This window comes from Gibbsiella greigii (assembly GCF_039540155.1).
In the GTDB taxonomy this organism is placed as follows: Bacteria; Pseudomonadota; Gammaproteobacteria; order Enterobacterales; family Enterobacteriaceae; genus Gibbsiella; species Gibbsiella quercinecans.
In genome coordinates, this window is the sequence record NZ_BAABEM010000003.1 from 109,877 (window position 1) to 134,209 (window position 24,333).

At 57.1% G+C, this 24,333-nt stretch carries 19 protein-coding genes and 1 pseudogene; 14 read left to right on the plus strand and 6 right to left on the minus strand.

Annotated elements, in window-relative coordinates; all coding sequences use genetic code 11:
- Positions 1-78 precede the first annotated feature (78 nt).
- The 5 genes from AC559G_RS00535 to gntR all read left to right on the plus strand — a co-directional run bounded on the left by AC559G_RS00535 (position 79) and on the right by gntR (position 4,860).
- Positions 79-993 (plus strand): DMT family transporter, encoded by a 915-nt coding sequence (locus AC559G_RS00535; protein WP_498910469.1) that lies wholly within the window; start codon positions 79-81, stop codon positions 991-993.
- A 180-nt stretch (positions 994-1,173) separates the two neighbouring features.
- Positions 1,174-1,854, plus strand: a complete 681-nt coding sequence (gene fetA / locus AC559G_RS00540) for an iron ABC transporter ATP-binding protein FetA (protein WP_498910471.1) — start codon at positions 1,174-1,176, stop codon at positions 1,852-1,854.
- A complete protein-coding gene (gene fetB, locus AC559G_RS00545) occupies positions 1,841-2,614 on the plus strand; it encodes an iron efflux ABC transporter permease subunit FetB (protein WP_279028745.1) in 774 nt (257 codons plus the stop codon). Before fetA ends, fetB begins: the two co-directional genes overlap by 14 nt.
- 444 nt (positions 2,615-3,058) lie before the next feature.
- Complete coding sequence (locus AC559G_RS00550) at positions 3,059-3,754, plus strand: pirin family protein (protein ID WP_498910474.1); 696 nt, start codon at positions 3,059-3,061, stop codon at positions 3,752-3,754.
- A gap of 110 nt (positions 3,755-3,864) precedes the next feature.
- A complete protein-coding gene (gene gntR / locus AC559G_RS00555; protein WP_279028749.1) occupies positions 3,865-4,860 on the plus strand; it encodes a gluconate operon transcriptional repressor GntR in 996 nt (331 codons plus the stop codon).
- Here the strand turns inward: gntR and AC559G_RS00560 are convergent.
- The gene (locus tag AC559G_RS00560) at positions 4,857-5,375 is read right to left on the minus strand and encodes a gluconokinase (RefSeq protein ID WP_462614725.1); all 519 of its coding nucleotides are present in this window, start codon (positions 5,373-5,375) and stop codon (positions 4,857-4,859) included. The genes gntR and AC559G_RS00560 overlap by 4 nt on opposite strands.
- Before the next feature lie 257 nt (positions 5,376-5,632).
- Here AC559G_RS00560 and gntT point away from each other — a divergent pair, with 257 nt between their 5' ends.
- Positions 5,633-6,949 (plus strand): gluconate transporter, encoded by a 1,317-nt coding sequence (gene gntT, locus AC559G_RS00565; RefSeq protein ID WP_498910476.1) that lies wholly within the window; start codon positions 5,633-5,635, stop codon positions 6,947-6,949.
- Positions 6,950-7,047: 98 nt separating this feature from the next.
- On the opposite strand, the gene AC559G_RS00570 is transcribed toward gntT, so the two are convergent.
- Complete coding sequence (locus tag AC559G_RS00570; RefSeq protein ID WP_165907083.1) at positions 7,048-7,641, minus strand: YhgN family NAAT transporter; 594 nt, start codon at positions 7,639-7,641, stop codon at positions 7,048-7,050.
- A gap of 172 nt (positions 7,642-7,813) precedes the next feature.
- Between AC559G_RS00570 and asd the strand changes: the two genes are divergently transcribed.
- The 6 genes from asd to glgP all read left to right on the plus strand — a co-directional run bounded on the left by asd (position 7,814) and on the right by glgP (position 18,837).
- The gene (asd, locus tag AC559G_RS00575) at positions 7,814-8,920 is read left to right on the plus strand and encodes an aspartate-semialdehyde dehydrogenase (protein WP_279028148.1); all 1,107 of its coding nucleotides are present in this window, start codon (positions 7,814-7,816) and stop codon (positions 8,918-8,920) included.
- Positions 8,921-9,411: 491 nt separating this feature from the next.
- Positions 9,412-11,598 carry a 1,4-alpha-glucan-branching protein gene (gene glgB, locus AC559G_RS00580; protein WP_498910479.1) on the plus strand — a complete coding sequence of 729 codons (2,187 nt, stop codon included), beginning with the start codon at positions 9,412-9,414 and terminating at the stop codon, positions 11,596-11,598.
- Entirely contained in the window at positions 11,598-13,577 is a 1,980-nt protein-coding gene (gene glgX, locus AC559G_RS00585) for a glycogen-debranching protein (RefSeq protein WP_498910481.1), read from the plus strand. The genes glgB and glgX overlap by 1 nt, the downstream gene beginning before the upstream one ends.
- Before the next feature lie 13 nt (positions 13,578-13,590).
- Entirely contained in the window at positions 13,591-14,868 is a 1,278-nt protein-coding gene (glgC, locus tag AC559G_RS00590; RefSeq protein WP_095846696.1) for a glucose-1-phosphate adenylyltransferase, read from the plus strand.
- A gap of 62 nt (positions 14,869-14,930) precedes the next feature.
- Positions 14,931-16,364 (plus strand): glycogen synthase GlgA, encoded by a 1,434-nt coding sequence (gene glgA / locus AC559G_RS00595; RefSeq protein ID WP_095846695.1) that lies wholly within the window; start codon positions 14,931-14,933, stop codon positions 16,362-16,364.
- A gap of 25 nt (positions 16,365-16,389) precedes the next feature.
- Positions 16,390-18,837 carry a glycogen phosphorylase gene (gene glgP, locus AC559G_RS00600; RefSeq protein WP_095846694.1) on the plus strand — a complete coding sequence of 816 codons (2,448 nt, stop codon included), beginning with the start codon at positions 16,390-16,392 and terminating at the stop codon, positions 18,835-18,837.
- A 51-nt stretch (positions 18,838-18,888) separates the two neighbouring features.
- Here glgP and glpD read toward each other — a convergent pair whose 3' ends face one another.
- Entirely contained in the window at positions 18,889-20,397 is a 1,509-nt protein-coding gene (glpD, locus tag AC559G_RS00605) for a glycerol-3-phosphate dehydrogenase (RefSeq protein WP_498910484.1), read from the minus strand.
- A 317-nt stretch (positions 20,398-20,714) separates the two neighbouring features.
- On the opposite strand from glpD, the pseudogene AC559G_RS00610 reads away from it, so the two are divergent.
- A pseudogene (locus AC559G_RS00610) lies at positions 20,715-20,939 on the plus strand (HTH-type transcriptional regulator UlaR); the annotation flags it as partial.
- A gap of 43 nt (positions 20,940-20,982) precedes the next feature.
- On the opposite strand, the gene AC559G_RS00615 reads toward AC559G_RS00610, so the two are convergent.
- Positions 20,983-21,945 (minus strand): Rpn family recombination-promoting nuclease/putative transposase, encoded by a 963-nt coding sequence (locus AC559G_RS00615; RefSeq protein ID WP_498910486.1) that lies wholly within the window; start codon positions 21,943-21,945, stop codon positions 20,983-20,985.
- A gap of 234 nt (positions 21,946-22,179) precedes the next feature.
- On the opposite strand from AC559G_RS00615, the gene glpE reads away from it, so the two are divergent.
- Positions 22,180-22,506 carry a thiosulfate sulfurtransferase GlpE gene (gene glpE / locus AC559G_RS00620; RefSeq protein WP_438596990.1) on the plus strand — a complete coding sequence of 109 codons (327 nt, stop codon included), beginning with the start codon at positions 22,180-22,182 and terminating at the stop codon, positions 22,504-22,506.
- A gap of 33 nt (positions 22,507-22,539) precedes the next feature.
- Here glpE and AC559G_RS00625 read toward each other — a convergent pair whose 3' ends face one another.
- On the minus strand, positions 22,540-23,847 hold the full coding sequence (locus tag AC559G_RS00625; RefSeq protein ID WP_498910544.1) for an MFS transporter: 1,308 nt from the start codon (positions 23,845-23,847) through the stop codon (positions 22,540-22,542).
- Entirely contained in the window at positions 23,847-24,326 is a 480-nt protein-coding gene (locus AC559G_RS00630) for a NanQ anomerase/TabA/YiaL family protein (RefSeq protein WP_095846683.1), read from the minus strand. Before AC559G_RS00630 ends, AC559G_RS00625 begins: the two co-directional genes overlap by 1 nt.
- Positions 24,327-24,333 lie beyond the last annotated feature (7 nt).

The following is a 24,333-nucleotide window of genomic DNA, read 5'->3' on the forward strand; positions in this document are numbered from 1 at the left end:
CGTTTGAGATACCCCCTGCCCCGATGCTGGAATGGTGGCGTAAAACAATCACGCACGATAGATAAACCAGGAGCATATATGAGATGTGCAGATTACGGCCGGTTAATTCTGTTAGCCGCCCTATGGGGCGCCAGTTTTCTTTTCATGCGCATTGCCGCGCCGGCGTGGGGGGCAATGAACACCGCCTTTTTCCGCGTATTATTTGGCTTTTCCGGCCTGCTGGCGATAGTATTTTTCATCAAGGTCAAAGTTAATTTTTCAGGGAAGTTCGGCGTGTCGTTACTATTGGGGGTGATTAACTCCGGCGTGCCTTTCCTGATGTATTGCCTGGCGGCAAAACTGTTACCCGCCGGTTATTCGGCTATATTGAATGCCACCACGCCGTTAATGGGCGTGGTGTTGGGCAGCCTATTTTTCCATGAAACCTTAACCGTTAAAAAAATGAGCGGGGTGGTGCTTGGGCTGGCTGGCATCGCTCTGATCACGGCAACCGATGCGATGGTTTCTTTACATACAGCCCTGCTAGGGAGCCTTGCCTGCCTGGTGGCGACCGGTTGTTATGCCGTTGCCGGTTTTTTGACCCGCCGCTGGATCGCCGAACGCGGCGGGCTGGAAGCCACACTGGTCGCCACCGGTAGCCAGCTTGGGGCGCTGTTGTTCCTGCTGCCCTTTTTTGTCTATTCCATTTTCACCGGGCCGCCAATCAACTGGCAGCGGCCCGATGTCTGGCTCTGCGTGCTGGCCGTCGGCGTTATCTGCACGGCTTTCGCCTATGTGCTGTATTTCCGCCTGATCGCGGATATTGGCGCGCTGCGTGCGCTGACGGTGACGTTTTTAATTCCGCCGTTTGGGATTTTATGGGGCTACTTTTTTCTGGATGAACGCCTTTCGGCCGGTTTTGTCGCCGGCGTGGCGGCGATCGGCATTGCCGTCTGGCTGGTCGTAGGGGAACAAAATCCAGCCCAAAACCACGATGTGCCGCTGCGAAAATAATACGAGCGTTGCCTGCCCGTTTCTGCAAGCCCTATACTATGCGGCGTTCCGCTGGCGGTTATTTCGCGGCCCTCTAGCTAACAAGCGCCTTATATGCCCACCTCCCTGGTGATTATTACCAGGCGGCTGGCGCCGTGGCGGTAACCCGCCAGTAAATTCAAGAAAACAACCGGAGTCATAATGAAGGAAAGCAGTAGTATATTGGAGTTGGATGATATTCATTATCAAATAGATGGCACGGTTATTCTTGATTCTGTTTCTTTCAGCCTGCAGCCCGGTGAATTTAAGCTGATCACCGGTCCTTCCGGGTGCGGGAAAAGCACCCTGCTGAAAATAATCTCTTCTTTGCTCAGCCCTACGCACGGGCGAATTCTCTTTGCGGGTAAAAATATTGATGACATCCCGCCAGAGGAATATCGCAAACAAGTTTCTTATTGTTTCCAAACGCCGGCGCTGTTTGGCGACACCGTTTATGACAACCTGGCGTTGCCCTATCAAATCCGTAAGGTAAAGCCGGATGAACACAAGCTGGTGCAGGATCTGCAGCGCTTTTCATTAGCGCCCGACATGTTGAAAAAAAGCATTAATGAGCTTTCTGGCGGCGAGAAACAGCGGGTTTCCCTGATCCGTAATCTGCAATTTTTGCCCAAGGTCCTGCTGCTGGACGAAATCACCAGTGCGCTGGATGAAGAAAACAAGGCCAGAGTGAACACGCTGATTCAACAATACGTCAAACAACAGCAAATGGCGGTGCTGTGGGTAACACACGATACCAACGAGATCGGCCACGCGGACGACGTGATCAGACTGAGCGCCAACGCACGGGAAAAGCAGGAGGAGAAAAATAATGAACCAACATAACATCACCAATGAATCACTGGGCCTGTCGATGCTCCTGGTGCTTATCGCCATTCTGATTAGCCACAAAGAAAAGCTGGGGCTGGAAAAAGACATCATCTGGAGCATTTGCCGGGCGGTCGTGCAGTTGGTGATTGTCGGCTATGTGCTGAAATACATCTTCGATCTGAACAATAGCCTGTTGACCGTGCTGATGGTGCTGTTCATCTGCTTCAACGCCGCTTATAACGCGCAAAAGCGTAGCAAATATATCGACCGCGCCTTTTTCATCTCCCTGGTGGCGATTACCACCGGGGCGGTGCTGACGCTGGCCGTGCTGGTGCTGACCCGCTCAATCGTATTCACCCCTATGCAGGTGATCCCGATCTCCGGCATGATCGCAGGCAACGCGATGGTCGCCGTTGGCCTGTGCTACAACAACCTGGGGCAGCGCTTTAAAGACGAACAGCAGAAAATTCAGGAAATGCTCAGTCTGGGGGCTTCGCCGAAGTTTGCCTCCGCCGCCTTAATCCGCGACAGCATTCGCGCCTCGTTGATCCCCACCGTGGATGCGGCGAAAACCGTTGGGTTGGTTAGCTTGCCAGGGATGATGTCCGGCCTGATATTTGCCGGTATCGATCCGGTGAAAGCGATTAAGTATCAGATTATGGTGACATTTATGTTGCTGGCCACTGCCAGCCTGTCGACCATCATTGCCAGCTACCTCGCCTATCGCAAGTTTTATAACCGCCGTGAACAGCTGATCGTCAGCCTTTTGAAATAACCCGTCCGCAACGGCCCCGCAATGGGGCCGTTTGCTTAGCCGACGTTATTTGCTGCGGCTCAGGCGGCGGCTTGCGCGATACAAGGAATAACCGCTGGAATTATCAGCGCATTCCCACTAAACGAGATTATTTCGCATTAGGCAAAAAAACGCTTTACAGCTGCGAATGATAATGATTATTATTGCCATGCGTTCTCGGGATGGTCATCAAATTTTGCTGCCATCACTTGAAGGCACGACATTGCTCACATTGCTTCCAGTGTTTACTTAGCCAGCTCGGGTGCTGGCTTTTTTTTTGCCTTGCGTTGGCGTTTCCCCCTCTCGTTAATCCCTGTTTCTGGTGATGTTATTCCATCGAATTTCTTGAACAGAGAGATGAGTTTTTTACGCTTTCTTCTTTTTTAGCCAGGCATAGACTGAATAAAACATTGAGGAGAGTTGAACATGATTTATTTACGTAAGGCACAAGATCGCGGCCATGCCAATCACGGTTGGCTGGATAGCTGGCATACCTTCTCGTTTGCGAACTACTATGATCCCGACTTCATGGGGTTCTCCGCACTGCGGGTGATTAATGAAGACGTGATCGACGGTGGGCAAGGCTTTGGCACCCATCCGCACAAGGATATGGAAATTCTGACCTACGTGCTAAGCGGCACGGTTGAGCACCAGGACAGCATGGGTAACAAGGAGCAGATTAACGCCGGTGAGTTCCAGATCATGAGCGCCGGCACCGGAGTGCGCCACTCTGAGTACAATGCCAACAGCGATCGCCCGTTGCACCTGTACCAGATCTGGATTATCCCGGCGCAGATCGGCCTGCCGCCGCGCTATGAACAACGCATGTTCGATGCGCCGCAGGGGCGCCAACTGGTGCTATCGCCAGATGCGCGCGACGGTTCGCTGCAGGTCTTTCAGGATATGACGCTGTGGCGTTGGGCGCTGAAGAACGGTGAACAGTCGGCATACCCGATCCCAGCCGGGCGGCGCATCTGGATCCAGGTGGTGCGCGGCAGCGTAACGGTTAACGGTCACCCGGCAGGCGCCAGCGATGCATTCGCCGTGTGGGATGAAACGGCATTGTCCATCCAGGCCGCACAAGACAGCGAAATATTGCTGTTCGATCTGCCACCGGTGTGATGTCACACTATATCGGCTCCGTCCTGGGGCCGGCCTTGAGACAATAATACCGGGCCGCCATTTTTTTTGCTAAAATGGCGGCCCATTCACGGATTGCCAGTTCATCAATAATGAAGAAAAAACGGCCGGTACTTCAAGATGTTGCAGATCGGGTTGGCATCACCAAGATGACGGTAAGCCGTTATTTGCGCAATCCCGACCAGGTTTCTGCTTCTTTGCGGCAAAAAATCGCCGTTGCACTCGATGAGCTGGGCTATATTCCCAACCGCGCGCCGGATATTCTTTCCAATGCCACCAGCCGCGCTATCGGCGTGCTGTTGCCCTCACTGACCAACCAGGTGTTCGCCGAGGTGTTGCGCGGTATTGAGAGCGTGACCGACGCACACAATTACCAGACCATGCTGGCGCACTATGGCTATCTGCCGGAGCGTGAAGAAGAACGCCTGACGTCGTTATTGTCTTATAACATTGACGGCCTGATCCTCTCTGAACGCCACCATACGCCGCGCACCCGCAAAATGATTGAGATCGCCGGCATCCCGGTGGTGGAACTGATGGACTGCGTCTCGCCTTGTATCGATCTGGCGGTGGGCTTCAACAACTTTGAAGCCGCACGCCAGATGACCCAGCAGATCATCACCCGGGGCTACCGGCACGTGGTGTATCTGGGGGCGCGGCAGGATGAGCGCACCATCATTAAACAGCAAGGCTATGAGCAGGCCATGCGCGAATCTGGGCTGGAACCTTACAGCGTGATGACTAAGCGCTCTTCTTCCTATTCAGGCGGGGGCGAGCTGTTGCGCCAGGCGCAGCGTGATTACCCGCAGATCGACAGCATTTTTTGTACCAATGATGACCTGGCGATCGGCGCGGCGTTCGAATGCCAGCGGCAAGGGTTGGCGATCCCGCAGGACATGGCGATTGCCGGTTTTCACGGCCACGATATCGGGCAGGTGATGACGCCAAAGCTGGCCAGCGTGCTGACGCCGCGTGAACGTATGGGGCAGATCGGCGCAGAGCGCTTGCTGGCCCGCCTGCGCGGGGAAATGGTCGTGCCGAAAATGGTGGATGTCGGCTTTACCATCAGCCCCGGCGGCAGTATCTAATCGAATGATTTCGCCTTTAACGCCGTAACGCAGCGTTGCACTACGCTGGCGACGTCGGTATCAATATCGATGCAGATCACGTCTTTTTCATCCGGGCCGGGGGCTTCCAGCGCGTCAAACTGGCTTTTCAGCAACTCAGGCGGCATAAAGTGCCCGGCGCGCGCCTTCATGCGGCTGAGTATCACATCGAAGCTGCCTTTCAGGTAAATAAACACCATATTGTCGTTATCTTTGCGCAGGCGGTCGCGGTAGCGGCGTTTCAACGCGGAGCAGACAATAATCCCGGTTTCGTTTTTATGAACCAGGCTATAGGCCGCATCATTCAACCGTTCCAGCCACGGCGCCCGATCGTCATCGTTGAGCGGTTGGCCGCTCGCCATTTTCTGGATATTGGCGCGCGGATGCAGATCGTCGCCGTCGATGAATTTTGCATGGATTTCCTGCGCCAACGCCGCGCCAATCGTGGATTTGCCGCTGCTGGAGACGCCCATCAGGATGATGCTTTTTCCTGCCATAATTTTGATCTCTATCTCAGAATGCGAATTTTGCTGGGTAACCTGGTTCCGAATATTATCATGTTACCGGTATCATGATACCGGTAACAAATGGAGATGTGATTATTGTCACAAAGGATAGATCACCCGAGATAAGAATTTTGTACCCCATCGCCCTCATGCTCTCTTGGCATCAGATGAGGGCGCCAATATAGAGCAAACACCCTGTTCGCCACAGTATCGCAAACAGGCTAAGCAGTAAAAATTGGAGAAAAATTATGCCATTAGTGATTGTTGCCGTCGGCGTAGCGCTACTGTTACTGCTGATGATCCGCTTTAAGCTGAACGGCTTTATCTCTTTGGTACTGGTTGCCCTGGCGGTTGGTATCATGCAAGGCATGCCGGTAGACAAAGTCATTGCCTCCATTAAGGCCGGCGTTGGCGGCACGCTTGGGAGCCTGGCATTGATCATGGGCTTCGGCGCCATGCTCGGCAAGCTGTTGGCGGACTGCGGCGGCGCGCAACGCATCGCCACCACGTTGATCGATAAGTTCGGCAAAAAAAATATTCAGTGGGCAGTGGTGCTGACCGGTTTCACCGTCGGCTTTGCGCTGTTCTATGAAGTGGGTTTTGTGCTGCTGCTACCGCTGGTGTTTACCATTGCCGCTTCCGCCCGTATCCCGCTGCTGTATGTTGGGGTGCCGATGGCCGCCGCCCTGTCCGTGACCCACGGCTTTCTGCCGCCGCACCCAGGGCCAACGGCCATCGCCACCATCTTCCACGCGGACATGGGGCTAACCCTGTTGTACGGCACCATATTGGCGATCCCCACCGTTATTCTGGCCGGGCCGGTTTATGCCCGTTTCCTGAAAGGAATTGATAAACCGGTACCGGAAGGTCTGTATAACCCGAAAACCTTCACCGAAGAAGAGATGCCGAGCTTTGGCGTCAGCGTGGCAACCGCGCTGGTGCCGGTCATCCTGATGGCAATGCGCGCCATCGCGGAGATGGTGTTGCCGAAGGGCCATGCGGTGCTGCCTTACGCCGAGTTTTTTGGCGATCCGGTGATGGCAACGTTGATCTCGGTGCTGATTGCCATCTTTACCTTTGGCCTGAACCGTGGCCGCACCATGGATGAAGTGATGGGCACCATTACCGATTCGATAAAAATCATTGCCATGATGCTGTTGATCATCGGCGGTGGCGGCGCCTTCAAACAGGTGCTGGTCGATAGCGGCGTGGAGCAATACATTGCCGGCATGATGCACGGCAGCAATGTATCGCCGCTGCTGATGGCCTGGTCGATTGCCGCGGTGTTGCGTATTGCGCTGGGCTCGGCGACCGTGGCGGCGATTACCGCCGGCGGCATTGCCGCCCCGCTGATCGCTACCACCGGCGTAAGTCCGGAGCTGATGGTGATTGCGGTCGGTTCCGGCAGCGTGATTTTCTCGCACGTGAACGATCCGGGCTTCTGGCTGTTCAAGGAGTATTTCAACCTGACCATTGTTGAAACCATCAAATCCTGGTCAGCGCTGGAAACCATTATCTCCGTCTGCGGCCTGATCGGCTGCCTGCTGCTGGAAAGGCTGATCTAACCCCAAACAGGCGAGTGTACCGGCAACCTCGCCTGAACATCACATGACTCTGCACGCCAAGGCGCGGTATGCCGCGCCTGTTTTCACATTGGCTACCGCTACAGCTTGAGGTAGGCGCGCACCCCATCCAGAAACATTTGGGTGGACAGCATCACCAGAATCAACCCCATCAGCCTTTCCAGGGCGCTCACGCCCTTGCTGCCCAACAAACGCAAAAACAGGTTCGACAGCAGCAGAATGGTGGCTGAAATCCCCCAGGCAATCAGCAATGCCGCCACCAGGTGCGGCAATTGGTTCGGATACTGGTGTGAAAGCAACATCAACGCCGCCAAAATAGAAGGCCCGGCCACCAGCGGGATCGCCAACGGCACCAAAAAAGGCTCTTCACCGGCTGAAAGCCCGGTGCTGCTGCCCTCCTTGGTAGGAAAAATCATTTTGATGGCAATCAGGAACAAGATGATGCCGCCGGAGATCGAGACGGTTTCAGTGCGTAGGTTGAGGAACGCCAAAATCTTCTCGCCGGCGAACAGGAACACCAACATCAGCAGCAGAGCGATCAACAGTTCGCGGATCAGTACCACCCGACGGCGGCGCGGCTCCAGGTGTTTGAGCACCGACATAAAAATGGGCAGGTTGCCAAGCGGATCCATAATTAAAAACAACAGCACCGTGGCTGAAATCATCTCAGTCATGCATTACCTCAGATTGTCATTGTGGCGCCAGTGTTCCTTCCGGCACCTTGATGCTTATAAGCAAGATTGCTGAGAATTCCCCGGCAATCGAATAAATTCACTTTGCGCCCGTGCCTACATTTTGTAAGGTGAAGGGATAATTTAGTCGTCACTTTGCAGGCAGGACAGTAATATGAAAAATGTTGGTCTCATCGGTTGGCGCGGTATGGTTGGCTCCGTGCTCATGCAACGCATGGCCCAGGAGCGTGATTTCGACGCCATCCGCCCGGTATTCTTTTCCACCTCGCAGCACGGTGCTGCCGCGCCGGCCATCGGCGGCCAGCCGCAGGGCACGCTGCAGGATGCCTATGATATTGAAGCGCTGCGTGCGCTGGATATCATTATTACCTGCCAGGGCGGCGATTATACCAACGAAATTTACCCAAAGCTGCGTGAAAGCGGCTGGCAAGGCTATTGGATCGACGCAGCATCGTCTCTGCGTATGGAAAAAGACGCGATTATCATCTTGGATCCGGTTAACCATGCGGTGATTCAACAAGGCCTGGATAAAGGCATCAAGACCTTCGTCGGCGGTAACTGTACCGTCAGCCTGATGCTGATGTCGCTGGGCGGCCTGTTCGCCAACGATCTGGTGGAGTGGGCCTCTGTCGCCACTTACCAGGCCGCCTCTGGCGGCGGCGCGCGCCACATGCGCGAACTGCTGACGCAGATGGGGATGCTGCATGCCGAAGTGGCGAAAGAGCTGCAGGATCCGGCCTCTGCCATTTTGGATATTGAACGCAAAGTCACCGAAGCGACCCGCTCCGGCAAACTGCCTACCGACAACTTCGGCGTGCCGCTGGCCGGCAGCCTGATCCCGTGGATCGACAAGCAGCTGGATAATGGCCAAAGCCGTGAAGAGTGGAAAGGCCAGGCGGAAACCAACAAGATTTTGAACACCACCAGCGTGATCCCGGTCGATGGCCTGTGCGTACGCGTCGGCGCCTTGCGCTGCCACAGCCAGGCATTCACCCTGAAGTTGAAAAAAGACGTTTCCCTGCCGGAAATCGAGCAACTGCTGGCGACCCATAACGACTGGGTGCGGGTGATCCCGAACGACCGCGAACTGTCGATGCGCGAACTGACGCCAGCGGCAGTCACCGGCACGCTGAACACGCCGGTTGGCCGCCTGCGCAAGCTGAATATGGGGCCACAGTACCTGTCTGCGTTTACCGTGGGCGATCAGTTGCTGTGGGGTGCGGCCGAACCGCTGCGCCGTATGCTGCGTATTCTGCTGTAACTCTGGCGCCGCCGTCAGCCTGCGGCGGGGTTTCAATCAGGCAGGCATAGTGTGACAACGCGCTATGCCTGGCCGTAAAAACGCATTTGCTGCCAATTCCGGGCGCGCAACGTATCTGATAATTCACGGCTATCGCTATTAGCGCCATACAAACAACGGATTACCTGCTGCCCCACCCACTGTTTGGGTTTACCCACACCCACCGTGTTTTTGCTTTCTCCCGGCGATAAAAAAATTCCTTGTGCTTACCCCACTGTTTTCTACAGACATTGACTATGCTTACAAAACACACTGACCAAATTATAACCAGTGTGAAAATGATCTATTAATAAGCCAAAAAGCGCAATTTAGGGCGGAAATGTAAAGATTAATCAATAACCGACCGCAATCACGCTTTAGAGAGTGAATGAATTGCATGATAAACGCACAGGCAATGACTTGTGCGTTTTAGTCCCTCTTCAAGATCATGCTATTAAGCAAAGGAAGAAACTATGTCAGTACTTCCCGATCGTGACGTGATTAATCAACTCATTTCCGGTCATTATGCCGATCCTTTCGCCCTGTTGGGCATGCATGCCACCGAGAGCGGCCTGCAGGTGTGCGCATTGTTGCCTGATGCGAACGAGGTTTGGGTGCAGGAAGCCAGTACCGGCCGCCGCCTGGTTCAGCTTAATTGTGACGATCCGCGCGGTTTTTTCAGCGCTACCATCCCGCGGCGAAAAAACGCCTTTCGTTATCAACTACGGGTTAACTGGCACGATCACCAACAGATCGTGGAAGATCCCTATCGATTCGGCCCCTTATTGCAAGACATCGACAGCTGGCTGCTGGCCGAAGGCACGCATTTGCGCCCATACGAGCGGCTGGGGGCGCACCTGGCCACGCTGGACGATGTTCCCGGCGTCAGCTTCGCTGTCTGGGCCCCCAACGCCCAGCGCGTTTCCGTGGTTGGCGAGTTCAACTTCTGGGATGGGCGCCGCCACCCAATGCGGCTGCGCAAGGAGAACGGCATCTGGGAACTGTTTTTGCCGGGGGTGCAAAGCGGGCAACTGTACAAATACGAAATCATCGATTGCTATGGCAATACCCAGTTAAAGGCCGATCCTTATGCGTTTGAAGCACAAATGCGGCCGGATACCGCTTCGCTGATCACCCCGCTACCTGACGTGGTGTACAACGCCCCGGAGCGCCAGCTTGCCAATGGCTTCGATCGCCCAATCTCCATTTACGAGGTGCATCTCGGCTCCTGGCGCCGCCACAGCGACAACAACTTCTGGCTCAGCTACCAGGAACTGGCGGAACAGCTGATCCCTTACGCGCAGGAAATGGGCTTCACCCATATCGAACTGCTGCCGATCAACGAGCACCCGTTCGACGGCAGTTGGGGCTACCAGCCGTTGGGCATGTATGCGCCCACCCGGCGCTTCGGCTCGCCGGCGGAATTCAAGGCCTTCGTCGACGTGGCGCATGCAGCGGGGATTAACGTCATCCTCGACTGGGTGCCGGGGCACTTTCCCAGCGATGCCTACGGCCTGGCCAACTTTGACGGCACGGCGCTGTATGAATACGCCGATCCGCGGGAAGGCTTCCACCAGGACTGGAACACCCTGATTTACAACTATGGCCGCCATGAAGTGCGTAACTATCTGGCGGGGAATGCCTTTTACTGGCTGGAACGCTTTGGCATCGATGCCCTGCGGGTGGATGCGGTTGCTTCGATGATCTATCGCGATTACAGCCGTGCCGAAGGGGAATGGGTGCCAAACTGCTATGGCGGCAACGAGAACCTGGAGGCGATCGCCTTTCTGCGCTACACCAACCAGACCATCGGCCAGGCCAGGCCGGGAGCGGTCACGCTGGCGGAGGAATCCACCGACTACCCCGGGGTGACGCTGCCGCCGGATGCCAACGGGCTGGGCTTCCACTACAAATGGAACCTGGGCTGGATGCACGACACGCTGGATTATATGCAGCTCGATCCGGTGTACCGCAAATATCACCACGGTAAGCTCACTTTCGGCATGCTGTATGCCTATACCGAAAACTTTGTGCTGCCGCTTTCGCACGATGAAGTGGTGCACGGCAAACGCTCGCTGCTCGATCGCATGCCGGGCGACGCCTGGCAAAAATTTGCCAACCTGCGCGCTTACTACGGCTTTATGTGGGCGCACCCCGGCAAAAAACTGTTGTTTATGGGCGGCGAGTTCGCCCAGGGCCGCGAGTGGAATTTTGACGCCAGCCTGGACTGGCACCTGCTGGAAGGTGCGGATAACTGGCACCACGGCGTGCAGCGCCTGGTGCGCGATCTCAACCACTGCTATCGCCGCCATGCGCCGCTGTATGAACGGGACTATTTCCCCGATGGATTCGAATGGCTGGTGGTCGACGATCACGAAAACTCGGTGTTCAGCTTTGCCCGCTACGATGCACAGGGCAATACGCTGATCGTCATCAGCAATTTCACCCCGGTGCCGCGCTATCACTACCGCATCGGCATCGCGCTGCCGGGCGAATACCTGGAAATCCTCAATACCGATTCGCACCATTACCACGGCGGTAATATCGGCAACCAGGGCGCCGTCATCTCAGAGCCGATCGCCAGCCACGGCCGCGCGCACTCAATCAGCGTGACTGTCCCGCCGCTGGCGACGGTTTACCTATTGCAGGGGGCGCGCTAATGGCGATGGAATCCGGCTTTGCCGCACCGCTGGGCGCACACTACGACGGCAACGGCATCAATTTTGCGCTCTATTCCGCGCACGCCGAACGGGTAGAACTGTGCCTGTTCGACAGCGCGGGGACGGAAACGCGCCTGCCGTTGCCGATGCACAGCGGCGATGTTTGGCATGGCTACCTACCGGGCGGCAAACCCGGCCAGCGTTACGGCTACCGGGTCTATGGGCCGTACGATCTGGCGCAGGGCCTGCGTTTTAACCCGGCGAAGCTACTGCTGGACCCGGCGGCGCGCGCGGTGGAAGGGCCAGTGACGGACGATCCTCGCCTGCACGGCGGCTATGCGCTGCCGGATCCGCACGACAGCGCGGCGCTGGTGCCCAAATGCATCGTGATTGATGAACCCTATGATTGGGAAGACGATCGCCCGCCCGCCATCCCATGGGGGGAAACGGTCATTTATGAAGCCCACGTGCGCGGCCTGACCCAGCAACACCCGGCCATCCCCGCGGCACTGCGCGGCACGTTTGCCGCGCTTGGCCACCCAGCCATGATCGCCCATTTCCGCAGGCTGGGCATCACCGCGCTTGAGCTGTTGCCGGTTCAGCAACACACCACGGAACCACGGCTGCAGCGCCTTGGCCTGAGCAATTACTGGGGCTACAACGTGCTGGCGCCCTACGCGCCGGACAACCGCTTCGGCTCCCAGCGCCCCGGCATGACGCCGCTGCATGAGCTGCGCGATGCGGTAAAAGCGCTGCATAAAGCCGGTATTGAAGTGATCCTGGACGTGGTGTTCAACCACAGCGCCGAGCTGGATCGCGACGGGCCGATGCTCTCGTTCAGCGGCATCGATAACCCGGCGTACTACTGGCTGACGCCGCAAGGGGACTATGTCAACCATACCGGCTGCGGCAATACCGTGCGCCTAGATCTGCCGGGCGGCGTGGCCTGGGTGCTGGACTGCCTGCATTTTTGGGTGCGGGAATGCCACGTTGACGGCTTTCGCTTCGATTTGGGCACGGTGCTGGGGCGCACACCGGCATTTGACCGCGATGCGCCGTTGATGCAGGCCATCCTGGCCGACGATACGCTTTCGCGCTGCAAGCTGATCGCCGAGCCGTGGGACATAGGCCCCGGCGGCTACCAGGTGGGGGCGTTCCCCGGACGCTTCGCCGAATGGAACGACCATTTTCGTGATGATATGCGGCGCTTCTGGCTATGGGGGGATCTGCCCCTTGCCCTGTTCGCCCGGCGGTTCGCCGCCTCCAGCGATCTGTTCAACCAGCGTGGGCGAGCCCCTTACGCCAGCATCAACATGCTGACCGCCCACGACGGTTTTACCCTGAAGGACGTCGTGAGCTACAACCAAAAACACAACCTGCCAAACGGAGAGGAAAACCGCGACGGCAGCGAACGTAACTTTAGCCACAACCACGGTGTGGAAGGCCCGGTGGCCGATGATGCCGTGATACAACGGCGCAGAGCCAGCCAGCGGGTAATGCTGGCGACGCTGCTGCTTTCTCAGGGCACACCGATGTTGCTGGCCGGTGATGAGCATGGACATAGCCAGCAAGGCAACAACAATGCCTACTGCCAGGATAACGCCATTACCTGGCTGGATTGGGCCGCTGCCGATGATTCCCTTACCGCCTACACCGCCGCGCTGATCCGCCTGCGCCGCCAAATCCCCGCCTTGCGCGAGGATCGCTGGTGGCAGCAGGGCGACGGCAGCGTGGCCTGGCTGGATGCCAGCGGGAACCCGCTCAGCGCCCAGCAGTGGGAACACGGTGAAAGGCAACTGCAGATCCGGCTGTCGCAACGCTGGTTGGTGGTGATCAACGCCACCGCGCTGGCGGTGCAGATGACGTTACCTGAAGGCGATTGGCGCATTGTGGCCCCTTTTAATCAGGAAGACTCGCGGGCGGCTTTACCCGCCTGGCGCCAGGCCGCGCACTCGCTTTGCGTGCTGGCAAAGCAATAATAAGGAGTCCGCTATGGTTAGGTTTGAAAATAACGACCCCCTGATGTTGGCACGCCAACTACCGATTAAATCCGTCGCGCTTATCCTGGCCGGTGGCCGCGGTTCGCGTTTGAAAAATTTAACTTCAAACCGCGCCAAGCCTGCCGTTCACTTTGGCGGCAAGTTCCGCATCATCGATTTTGCCTTATCCAACTGCCTAAACTCCGGCATTCGCCGGATCGGCGTGATCACCCAATATCAGTCCCATACTCTGGTGCAGCATATTCAACGCGGCTGGTCGTTTCTGAACGAAGAAATGAACGAGTTTGTCGACCTGCTCCCCGCCCAACAGCGCCTGAGCACCGAGCATTGGTACAAGGGAACCGCCGACGCGGTTTATCAGAACCTGGATATCATCCGCCGCTATAACGCGGAATATGTGGTCATCCTGGCCGGCGATCACATCTATAAAATGGATTATTCGCGCATGCTGATCGACCACGTGGAAAAAGGTGCCCTGTGTACCGTGGCCTGCATTCCGGTGCCGCGCGGCGAAGCGTCTGAGTTCGGCGTGATGAGCGTCGATGACCAAGGGCGCATCATGGCGTTTCTGGAAAAACCGGCCGATCCGCCGGCCATGCCGGACAACCCCGATATGGCGCTGGCCAGCATGGGGATTTACATTTTTGACGCCGAATATCTGTTCCAACTGCTGGAAGAAGATATGTCAGTGCTGTCGTCCAGCCACGACTTCGGCAAAGACCTGATCCCGAAAATCACCGCCCAGCAGGCCGCCTGGGCGCACCCTTTCACGCTGTCCTGCGTAACCAGCAACCCCGACCTGCCGCCGTACTGGCGGGACGTGGGCACGCTGGACGCCTATTGGCGTGCCAATCTGGATCTGGCTTCGGTGACCCCGGAGCTGGATATGTACGATCGCGCCTGGCCCATCCGCACGCATATGGAGCCCCTGCCGCCGGCCAAGTTTGTGCAGGATCGCTCCGGCAGCCACGGCATGACCATGAACTCGCTGGTTTCCGGCGGCTGCATCGTTTCGGGTTCCGTGGTGGTGCACTCGGTGCTGTTCCCGCGCGTGCGGGTGAACTCTTTTTGCCATATTGATTCGGCGATATTGCTCCCCGACGTGAACGTGGGCCGCTCTTGCCGCCTGCGGCGCTGCGTTATCGATCGGGCCTGCCAGATCCCGGAAGGGATGGTGATAGGCGAGAACGCCGACGAAGACAGCAAACGCTTTTACCGCTCCGAAGGCGGGATTGTGCTGGTAACGCGCGACATGTTGTCGAAATTGTAGGGAAAGCCCGCTGCTCCCCTATATCTCTCTCAAAGGAATTAAGCCGAATTTCAGGAGTGATAATGCAGGTATTACACGTATGCTCTGAGATGTTCCCCCTGCTGAAAACAGGAGGGCTTGCAGACGTTGTAGGGGCATTGCCGGCAGCGGAAATTGCCGAGGGTGCTGATGTCCGGGTGCTGTTGCCGGGCTTTACCGACGTCTTCAAAGGTATCCCCGACACGGCGATGGTGGCCGAGATTGACTCGTTTGCCGGCCGCGTCGGGCTGCGTTACGGCGTTTATCAGGGGGTTGGCGTTTACCTGATTGATGCCCCCTGGCTGTACGATCGCCCAGGCAGCCCGTATCACGATCAGTCAATGTACGCCTATGCCGATAACCACCTGCGCTTCGCGCTGCTGGGCTGGATGGCCTGCGAGCTGGCCAAGGGGCTGGATCGCTACTGGCGGCCGGAGTTGGTGCATGCGCACGACTGGCATGCGGGCCTGGCCTGCGCCTATCTGGCGGCCAACGGCTACCCGGCGCGCGCGATTTTCACCGTGCATAACCTGGCTTATCAGGGGCTGTTCTCCGCCCACCACGTGAGCGAACTGTGGTTGCCGCCGGCGTTTTACAACGTCTACGGCCTGGAGTTCCACGGCCAAATGTCCTACCTGAAGGCCGGTTTGTTCTATGCTGACCATATTACCGCCGTCAGCCCGACCTATGCCCGCGAGATCACCCGGCCGGAGTTTGGCTACGGGATGGAAGGGTTATTGCAGGAACGGCATCGGCAGGGGCGGCTGAGCGGCATCCTCAACGGCGTGGATGAAAAAATTTGGGATCCGGCGCATGACGTGCGCCTGAGCGCCCGCTATGACGCCGACAATCTGAAAGAAAAGGCCAGAAACAAGGTGTACCTGCAACGGGCCATGGGGCTGAAGGCGGACGAATCGCTGCCGGTATTCGCTGTGGTCAGCCGGCTCACCAGCCAGAAAGGGTTGGATCTGGTGCTGGAAGCCCTGCCCGCGCTGCTGGATCAGGGGGGGCAGTTGGTGCTGCTCGGCGCCGGGGATGCGGTGCTACAGCAGGCCTTTCTGGCGGCAGCGGCCGATTACCCCGAGCAGGTGGGGGTGCAGATTGGTTATCACGAGGCGTTTTCGCATCGCATCATCGGCGGCGCGGACGTGATCATGGTGCCAAGCCGTTTTGAGCCCTGTGGGCTGACCCAGCTCTACGGGCTGAAATACGGCACGCTGCCGTTGGTGCGCCGCACCGGCGGCCTGGCGGATACGGTGGTTGACTGCGCGCTGGAAAACCTGGCCGACGGCACCGCCAGTGGGTTTGTGTTTGATGATAGTGACGCCAAAGCGCTGGGGAATGCTATCCGGCGCGCCATGGTGCTGTGGAGCCGGCAGAAACACTGGCGCCATGTGCAACGCTACGCCATGGGGCTGGACTTTGGCTGGCACGTTGCGGCCAAGGCGTATCTGTCGCTTTATCAACGCTTGTTGTAATCACGCTACATGGGATCTCACAGCTATGACTTCACCGTTTAGTTACACCTCACCCACGGTCAGTGTGGAAGCGCTGAAACATTCCATCGCCTATAAACTGATGTTTATTGTCGGCAAGGACCCGGCCATTGCCACTAAGCACGATTGGCTGAACGCCACGCTGTTTGCGGTGCGCGATCGTATGGTGGAGCGCTGGTTGCGCTCCAGCCGCGCCCAGCTGTCGCAGGATGTGCGGCAGGTCTATTACCTGTCGATGGAGTTCCTGATTGGCCGGACGCTATCGAACGCGCTGCTGTCGATGGGGATTTATCACGACATCGATAAAGCGCTCAATGATATGGGGCTGGATCTGAGCGAACTGCTGGAGGAAGAGAACGATCCCGGTCTTGGCAACGGCGGGCTGGGGCGCCTGGCCGCCTGTTTCCTGGATTCACTGGCGACGCTGGCGCTGCCGGGCTGCGGTTACGGCATCCGTTATGAATACGGCATGTTCAAGCAGAATATTGTTAACGGCCAGCAGATGGAATCGCCGGATTACTGGCTGGAATACGGCAACCCATGGGAATTCCCGCGCCATAACACCCGCTACAAAGTGCGCTTTGGCGGCCGTATTCAGCAGGAGGGGCTGAAAACCCGCTGGCTGGAGACCGAAGAAGTCTTGGCGATTGCTTATGACCAGGTGATACCCGGCTTTGATACCGCCGCCACCAACACGCTGCGGTTGTGGAGCGCGCAAGCGAGTAATGAAATCAACCTGGGTAAGTTTAACCAGGGGGATTATTTTGCGGCGGTTGAGGATAAAAACCACTCGGAGAACGTGTCACGCGTGCTCTACCCAGACGATTCCACCTATTCCGGCCGCGAGCTGCGCCTGCGCCAGGAGTATTTTCTGGTGTCGGCCACGGTGCAGGATATCCTCAACCGCCACTGGTGGATGCATAAAAGCTTCGACAACCTGGCCGACAAAATCGCCATTCACCTGAATGATACGCACCCGGTATTGTCGATCCCCGAGCTGATGCGGCTATTGATTGATGAGCACAAATACAGTTGGCAAGACGCCTGGGCGGTAACGGCGCAAGTCTTCTCCTATACCAACCACACATTGATGAGCGAAGCGCTGGAAACCTGGCCGGTGGACATGCTGGGCAAGATCCTGCCGCGCCATCTGCAACTGATCTTCGAGATCAACGATCACTTTCTGAAGCACGTGCAGGAACTGGTGCCCGGCGATAACGAGCTGCTGGCGCGGGTTTCCATCATTGACGAGGCCCACGGCCGGCAGGTGCGTATGGCCTGGCTGGCGGTGGTGGCCAGCCATAAGGTGAACGGGGTTTCCGCGCTGCACTCCGAACTGATGGTGCAATCGCTGTTTGCCGATTTCGCCCGTATCTTCCCCACGCGCTTTTGTAATAAGACTAACGGGGTCACGCCGCGCCGCTGGCTGGGGCTGGCTAACCCACCGCTTTCCACGGTGCTGGACGATGCCATCGGCCAGCACTGGCGTACCAACCTGAGCCAACTGAGCGAAATCAAAGCGAACGTGGATTACCCCAGCTTTCTGCAGTTGATCCACGATGCCAAGCAGCAAAACAAACGGCGGCTGGCGATTTGGATCGCCCGCAACCTTAACGTGGTGCTCAACCCGGACGCGCTGTTCGACGTGCAGATCAAGCGCATTCACGAGTACAAACGGCAGTTACTCAACGTGCTGCACGTGATCACCCGCTATAATCGCCTGCTGCAGGATCCGGATGCCGAAAGCGTGCCGCGCGTGGTGATTTTCGCCGGCAAAGCAGCTTCCGCTTACTATGCGGCAAAACAGATCATCCGCTTGATCAACGACGTGGCGCAGGTGATCAACAACGATCCGCGCATGCACGATCATCTCAAGGTGGTGTTTATCCCCAACTACAGCGTTAGCCTGGCGCAGTTGATCATCCCGGCGGCGGATCTTTCCGAACAGATATCGTTGGCCGGCACCGAAGCCTCCGGCACCAGTAATATGAAGTTCGCGCTCAACGGTGCGCTGACCATCGGCACGCTGGACGGCGCCAACGTGGAAATGCTGGAACACGTGGGCGAAGACAACATCTTTATTTTCGGCAATACCGCTGAGCAAGTGGAGGCGCTGCGGGCGAACGGCTATAACCCGCGCAGCTATTACGAGCAGGATGCCGAATTGCACCAGGCGCTGACGCAGATTGCCACCGGCACGTTCAGCCCGGGCGAGCCAAACCGCTATAGCAACCTGTTTGATTCACTGGTGAATTTGGGCGATCACTACCAGTTGCTGGCAGATTACCGCAGCTATGTGGACATGCAGGATCGGGTGGATGAGGTCTACAGCAACCAGGATGACTGGACGCGGCGTACAGTGCTGAACATCGCCAATATGGGGTATTTCTCTTCCGATCGCACCATTCAGGAGTACGCGGACGAAATCTGGCACATCGAGCCGATCAAGCTGTAATGCCGGGGCAGGCCACAGGGGCGGTTGCCCCTGTGGTGTTAGCGCGCGGGCTTACGAGGCCAACGACAGCGTTTTCGGTTTACTGTGCTGGGCCAGCCATTCTTTAACGCGCGCCTGCTGCGCTTCGTCCAGCCACATGCCCAGTTTGGTGCGGCGCCAGATAGCATCGTCGAGTTCCACCACCCACTCTTTCGCCACCAGATAGCGCAGCTCCGCCTCATACAGCCCGTGGCCAAACGCTTCACCCAGATCGGCCAGGCCGTTGGCGCCGGCCAGGATCTGTTCGCTGTGGCTACCGTAGGTGCGCGCATAGCGGCGGGCCAGCGCCTCCGGCAGCCAGCCGTGCTTGCGGCGCAGTTTGGCGGCATAGCTGTCGCGATCGCCGCCGATATCGCTGCCGGGCAGGGCGCCGTTTTTAGTCCAGGCCGGGCCGGCTTTCGGGTAGTAGCGCGCCAGTTTTTCCAACGCGTGCTCCGCCAGCTTGCGGTAGGTGGTGAGCTTGCCGCCGAACACTGACAGCAGCGGCGCCTTGCCCTGATCGTCATGCACGTCCAGCGTGTAATCGCGGGTGATGGCCTGCGGCGAATCAGATTCGTCATCGCACAGCGGGCGCACACCGGAATAAGTCCAGACGATATCGTTACGGCCCAGCTGCTTCTTGAAGTGATCGTTGTAGACCTTCAGCAGGTAGTCGATTTCGCTATCGTCAATCTTCACGTCTTTGGGATCGCCGTGGTATTCCACATCCGTGGTGCCGATGATGGAGAATTCATCCAGCCACGGGATGACGAACACAATGCGGTGGTCTTCATTCTGCAGGATATACGCCTGCGGCTGGTTATGCGCCTTCGGCACCACGATGTGACTGCCCTTGATCAGGCGGATACCGTAAGGCGATTTCAACTGCAGGCCATCGTCGAAGAAGTGTTTGACCCACGGGCCGGTGGCGTTGACCAGACCTTTGGCGTGCCAGCTAAGGGTTTTGCCGCTGTCGACGTCCGTGGCTTCGACCACCCATACGCCATCTTCCCGCCAGGCGCGGGTAACCCTGGTGCGGGTGCGCACTTCGCCGCCGCGTTCGACCACTTCCTGCGCGTTCAACACCACCAGGCGCGCATCATCAACCCAGCAGTCGGAATATTCGAAACCGCGCGTTAACGAAGGTTTTAACACCGAGTCAGAGCCAAAGCGCAAGCCCTTGCTGCCCGGCAGGCTGGTGCGTTTGCCCAGATGGTCGTACAGGAACAGCCCGGTGCGGATCATCCACGCCGGGCGCAAATGCGGCTGGTGCGGCAGACGGAAACGCATGGGAAAAGCAATGTGCGGCGCCAGTCTCAACAGCACCTCACGCTCGGCCAGCGCCTCGCTCACCAGGCGGAATTCGTAGTGTTCCAGATAACGCAGGCCACCGTGAATCAGTTTGGAACTGGCGGAAGACGTAGCGCAGGCCAAGTCTTGCGCTTCCAGTAGCAGTACGGACAGCCCGCGGCCGGCAGCATCCGCCGCGATGCCGGCACCGTTAATGCCACCACCGATAACGATCAAGTCTTTGGTTTCCACGTCGATTCCCTCCAAATGTTCGAAATAGCTCTAACATGTTCGTTTTCGCTCATGATTGTAATCAAAAACCAACAAACAAGCCAAGAGTTAACCAAACAAAAACATTTATGCGTGATAGAGGTAACAGTTTGGTGATGATTACACGACGAATTGCGTATTTTTGCCGTATCGTCATCCTCGCAAAACAGTTTGAGCACAGGCTATTCATAACCCGCTTCTTTTATATGGGCATTGTGGGGAAATGGAGCACGTGGGTTGAAGCCATTGAAGGCGCCGAACGGCGGATTAGCCTATGCGTAGTAGCACCGTGAGGGCAGCCGGGTGAAAGCGTGGTGATTAACTGTAACTTCACCGCTTTCCTGCTGGGCCGAGAGATGTGTGGCAAAGAGGTGCAGGTGATTACCAACTATCTGCCGCTGGCCAGTTATCTGATTGAACGCGAGCACGACAGTATCGTTATCATGGGCGGCCAGTACAATAAAACGCAATCGATCACCCTGGCGCCACAGGATGGCGATACTACGCTGTACGCGGGCCACTACCAGCGGTATCGGCCTGATAGAGAGTTTCGGGACGGAATGAAGATCAGTGGCGAATCTTCGCCAAATCGTCGTCGGTAAGACCGGTCATTTTTTTGACGGTGTGGTGATCGAGACCGTTCTGCAGCATAGTGCGGGCAATTTTCAGCGTAGCTTCGCGCTCACCTTCTGAACGGCCTTCTTGTCTACCAAGCTGGATACCTTGCTCAATGCCCTTCTCAATACCCTTTTGTTCAAGCTGTTGCGCGATGGTCATCAGTTCGTCCTCATGTTGCGGTACCCGTTTTGCCAGTTCACGTACAAAGGCCTCTGCGTCTGAAGTTTCGCCCGCCTGTACGAGGTAGTTTATCAGTGAAACCAGCTGCTGTCCTGTCATGTGTTCCGTCAGCAACAGGGTGGCCAGATTGTCCAGCAGGTCAGCCAAATCCCGCCGGTGAATATGTTTCTGCAGCAGCGTCAGAGCTGCCATACTGCGGTGGCCCATTATCTCGTCATCGGGAATCACCGTCACATCAACCAAAGGGAAACTCCCGCAGTAAAGGCTTTCAGCCAGATCAGGGGTAGCAAATTCGTCCAGCCACCGGGTTGAGTACGGATAGGGGCTGCGCCTGCCCGTATAGAACAGCACCGATATCACCAATGGCAGCTGTTTATGCCCAGCGTCCAGGTGGCGCTGCATGGCCGCCACCGCGTAACGAAGAAGCCTGAACGCCATATGCTTGTCAGGAGATGACTGGTGTTCAATGAGCACGTGAATATAGCCGTCATCGCCAGCCGTGGTTTTCAGGCTGTAGAGGATGTCACTGAAGTAAGGGCGCAGATTCTCTTCGACAAAGCTACCGGACTCCAGCTTAAGGGTACTGAAGTCACAGATTGCCTGCAGTTCTGCTGGCAGATGCAGTTGCATGAAATCCCGGGCGGTATCGGGATGGGCCAGAAACTGTTTGAATGCCAGATCGTGTGGGGTTGGGTTGCGATTCCTGCCGCCCTTCGCTTTCCTGTCAGTCATGCCTTCTCCTTTGCCCTTATGGCGGCATTTTGCATGGACGGATTGTATCGAAACGCTGGCTTGCGTACCCGCTGGTTGTGGCGTCCGATAGGGGGCGTTACTGTTGCTATTTACGAATATCCAGGGAAATGTCGTCTATCTTGAGAAATAAAAACCACAAGTTTGCCCCGGTCTTAAACAGCGCAGAATTCGCTACACTATCCGCGTCCCCCAATCACAAGGCAGTTATTCGTTATGGAACAGTTTGAAGCGATCAACGTAGAGCAGGCCTATGCCCGCTGGAAAGATGGCAGCGCTGTGCTGGTTGATATCCGCGATCCGCAAAGCTTTCAGGCCGGGCATACGCCGGGCGCTTTTCATCTTACTAACGACAGCCTGCACGCTTTTATGCAGCAGAATGATTTCGATCGGCCGGTGATGGTGATGTGCTATCACGGCAATAGCAGCCGCGGCGCCGCACAGTACCTGCTGACCCAAGGCTTTGACGCCGTCTACAGCATCGACGGCGGTTTTGAAGCCTGGCTGCGCCAGTTCCCGCAGGATGTCGAAACGTCCGTTTAGCCTGTAAGGGCGCGTCCGCTGCGCCCTACTCCCTTATGATTGCGCCAGTACCATCGGCCGTTTCACAAACAGGCCGTAACTCAGCGCGCCCAGCATCAGTAAGCCTGCACCCAGCAGGAACACGTTGGTGAACTGGCCGGTCAGATCGAGGATCACACCGGTGACGATCGGCGCCATCGCCGCCCCGAGGAAACCACCAAAGTTCTGAATTGCCCCCAATGACGCCACCTGTTCCTTCGGCGCGATATCGGTCGCCAGCGTCCAGATCACCCCGGAAGGGAGCTGCGAGCAGAAATATCCCAGCGTCAGCAGCAGAATGCACAATGGCGTGCTATCCACAAAGGGGATCGGCGCTACAAAGCAAGCCGCCAACGCCGCGCCGCAAACGATCGGGACCTTGCGCGCCGCGATCGCTTTGGCACCGCGGCGGATCATCCAATCAGACAACGCACCGCCGCAAAGCACCCCGAGGATCCCGGCAAAGAACGGGATCGAGGCGATCCAGCCGGTCTGCTTGAGGCTGAACCCCAGCGAAGTTTCCAGGTAGCTCGGCAGCCAGGTCAGGTACACCCAAATGGTGAACATGATCGAGAAGTTGCCCACAATCATGAACCAGGTGGTTTTATGCCTGAATAATGAGCCCCAGCTGGCCTTGACCGCCGCCTGGCCCGCCGGTTGCTCAACCGGACGTTTGCCGGCGTGGATCAACGCTTCTTCGCGCGCATCCGGATCGCGGTAGAACTTCAACCAGGCCAGCAACAGCGGAATGCCTGCCAGGCCGATGACGATAAACATGCCGCGCCAGCCCAGGGTCAACAGTAAGACCGTCAGGATCGGCGGCGCCACGGCGTTGGCAATTTGCGAACCGGTATTGATGATGGATGTCGGCAGCCCACGTTCCTTCTCCGAGAACCACCGATGGGTGATTTTGATCCCGGAGGTAAAGAACGGCGATTCAGACACCCCTAGCATCATGCGCAAGCCGTAAAACAGCGAATAGCTGTTCACAAAGGCCGCCATCGCGGTAAAGGCCGACCACAGCCCCAACGCCCAGGCAAACATTTTCTTCGGCCCCAGCTTATCCACCAGCCAGCCCGCAGGCAGGTTAGCCAGCGCATACGGCCACAGAAAAGCGGAAAGCAGCATGCCCATTTCAGTAGATGAGAAGCCAAACTCCCTGGCGATGGTGGTATTGGCGATGCTCAGGTTGGCCCGATCAAGGTAGTTTACGATCGCCGCCAACAGCAGGATCAAAATGATCCCCCAGCGCAAGCGCGTGATGGGCGTTGCCTGCGTCTGGGGCATTGCCGCCGGGTTGATAGCCGTGGTTACGTTTTTCATCATTCACCCCCGGTAAACAAACTGAGGTGAATTTTGATTACCGCTTTGCGGATCAACGCTTCACCATGGCTCTGGCAGCAAGGCCGGTGCAGATCGTGTGGGAAAAACACCGCGAACATGCCGGGCTGTAAAGTGACCGCTATCTCGTTATGCGTCTGCTGATAAAACACGATGTCGTGTTCCAGGCGCTGTTCCGTAATCGTCTCATCGCCCTGGCGGCGGGCAACGCCGATGGTCTCTTCGCCCTGCAGCAGATATTGAATATCGACAAAGTCAAAATGCGACTCTGCGCGCATCTGTTCTGCCGGTACGGTGTGCATTTCCTGTAACAGGCAAAACAGCTTGCCGGGAATAATGTCGATCTTCCCGAGCGGCAACGCGCTGAAGTCGGTGCGTTGAATAAACGCAATGGCCTGGTGAATGATGGGATGGAACGCGTGTTTCTCCTGCGCCCAATCCTGGAGATCGCAAATCATCATAATGTAG

Bases quoted from the DNA above. Each gene is read 5' to 3' on its own strand.
- AC559G_RS00535 (WP_498910469.1), top strand. From the start codon at position 79: ATGAGATGTGCAGATTACGGCCGGTTAATTCTGTTAGCCGCCCTATGG.
- fetA (WP_498910471.1), top strand. From the start codon at position 1,174: ATGAAGGAAAGCAGTAGTATATTGGAGTTGGATGATATTCATTATCAA.
- fetB (WP_279028745.1), top strand. From the start codon at position 1,841: ATGAACCAACATAACATCACCAATGAATCACTGGGCCTGTCGATGCTC.
- AC559G_RS00550 (WP_498910474.1), top strand. From the start codon at position 3,059: ATGATTTATTTACGTAAGGCACAAGATCGCGGCCATGCCAATCACGGT.
- gntR (WP_279028749.1), top strand. From the start codon at position 3,865: ATGAAGAAAAAACGGCCGGTACTTCAAGATGTTGCAGATCGGGTTGGC.
- AC559G_RS00560 (WP_462614725.1), bottom strand. From the start codon at position 5,375: ATGGCAGGAAAAAGCATCATCCTGATGGGCGTCTCCAGCAGCGGCAAA.
- gntT (WP_498910476.1), top strand. From the start codon at position 5,633: ATGCCATTAGTGATTGTTGCCGTCGGCGTAGCGCTACTGTTACTGCTG.
- AC559G_RS00570 (WP_165907083.1), bottom strand. From the start codon at position 7,641: ATGACTGAGATGATTTCAGCCACGGTGCTGTTGTTTTTAATTATGGAT.
- asd (WP_279028148.1), top strand. From the start codon at position 7,814: ATGAAAAATGTTGGTCTCATCGGTTGGCGCGGTATGGTTGGCTCCGTG.
- glgB (WP_498910479.1), top strand. From the start codon at position 9,412: ATGTCAGTACTTCCCGATCGTGACGTGATTAATCAACTCATTTCCGGT.
- glgX (WP_498910481.1), top strand. From the start codon at position 11,598: ATGGCGATGGAATCCGGCTTTGCCGCACCGCTGGGCGCACACTACGAC.
- glgC (WP_095846696.1), top strand. From the start codon at position 13,591: ATGGTTAGGTTTGAAAATAACGACCCCCTGATGTTGGCACGCCAACTA.
- glgA (WP_095846695.1), top strand. From the start codon at position 14,931: ATGCAGGTATTACACGTATGCTCTGAGATGTTCCCCCTGCTGAAAACA.
- glgP (WP_095846694.1), top strand. From the start codon at position 16,390: ATGACTTCACCGTTTAGTTACACCTCACCCACGGTCAGTGTGGAAGCG.
- AC559G_RS00615 (WP_498910486.1), bottom strand. From the start codon at position 21,945: ATGACTGACAGGAAAGCGAAGGGCGGCAGGAATCGCAACCCAACCCCA.
- glpE (WP_438596990.1), top strand. From the start codon at position 22,180: ATGGAACAGTTTGAAGCGATCAACGTAGAGCAGGCCTATGCCCGCTGG.
- AC559G_RS00625 (WP_498910544.1), bottom strand. From the start codon at position 23,847: ATGAAAAACGTAACCACGGCTATCAACCCGGCGGCAATGCCCCAGACG.
- AC559G_RS00630 (WP_095846683.1), bottom strand. From the start codon at position 24,326: ATGATGATTTGCGATCTCCAGGATTGGGCGCAGGAGAAACACGCGTTC.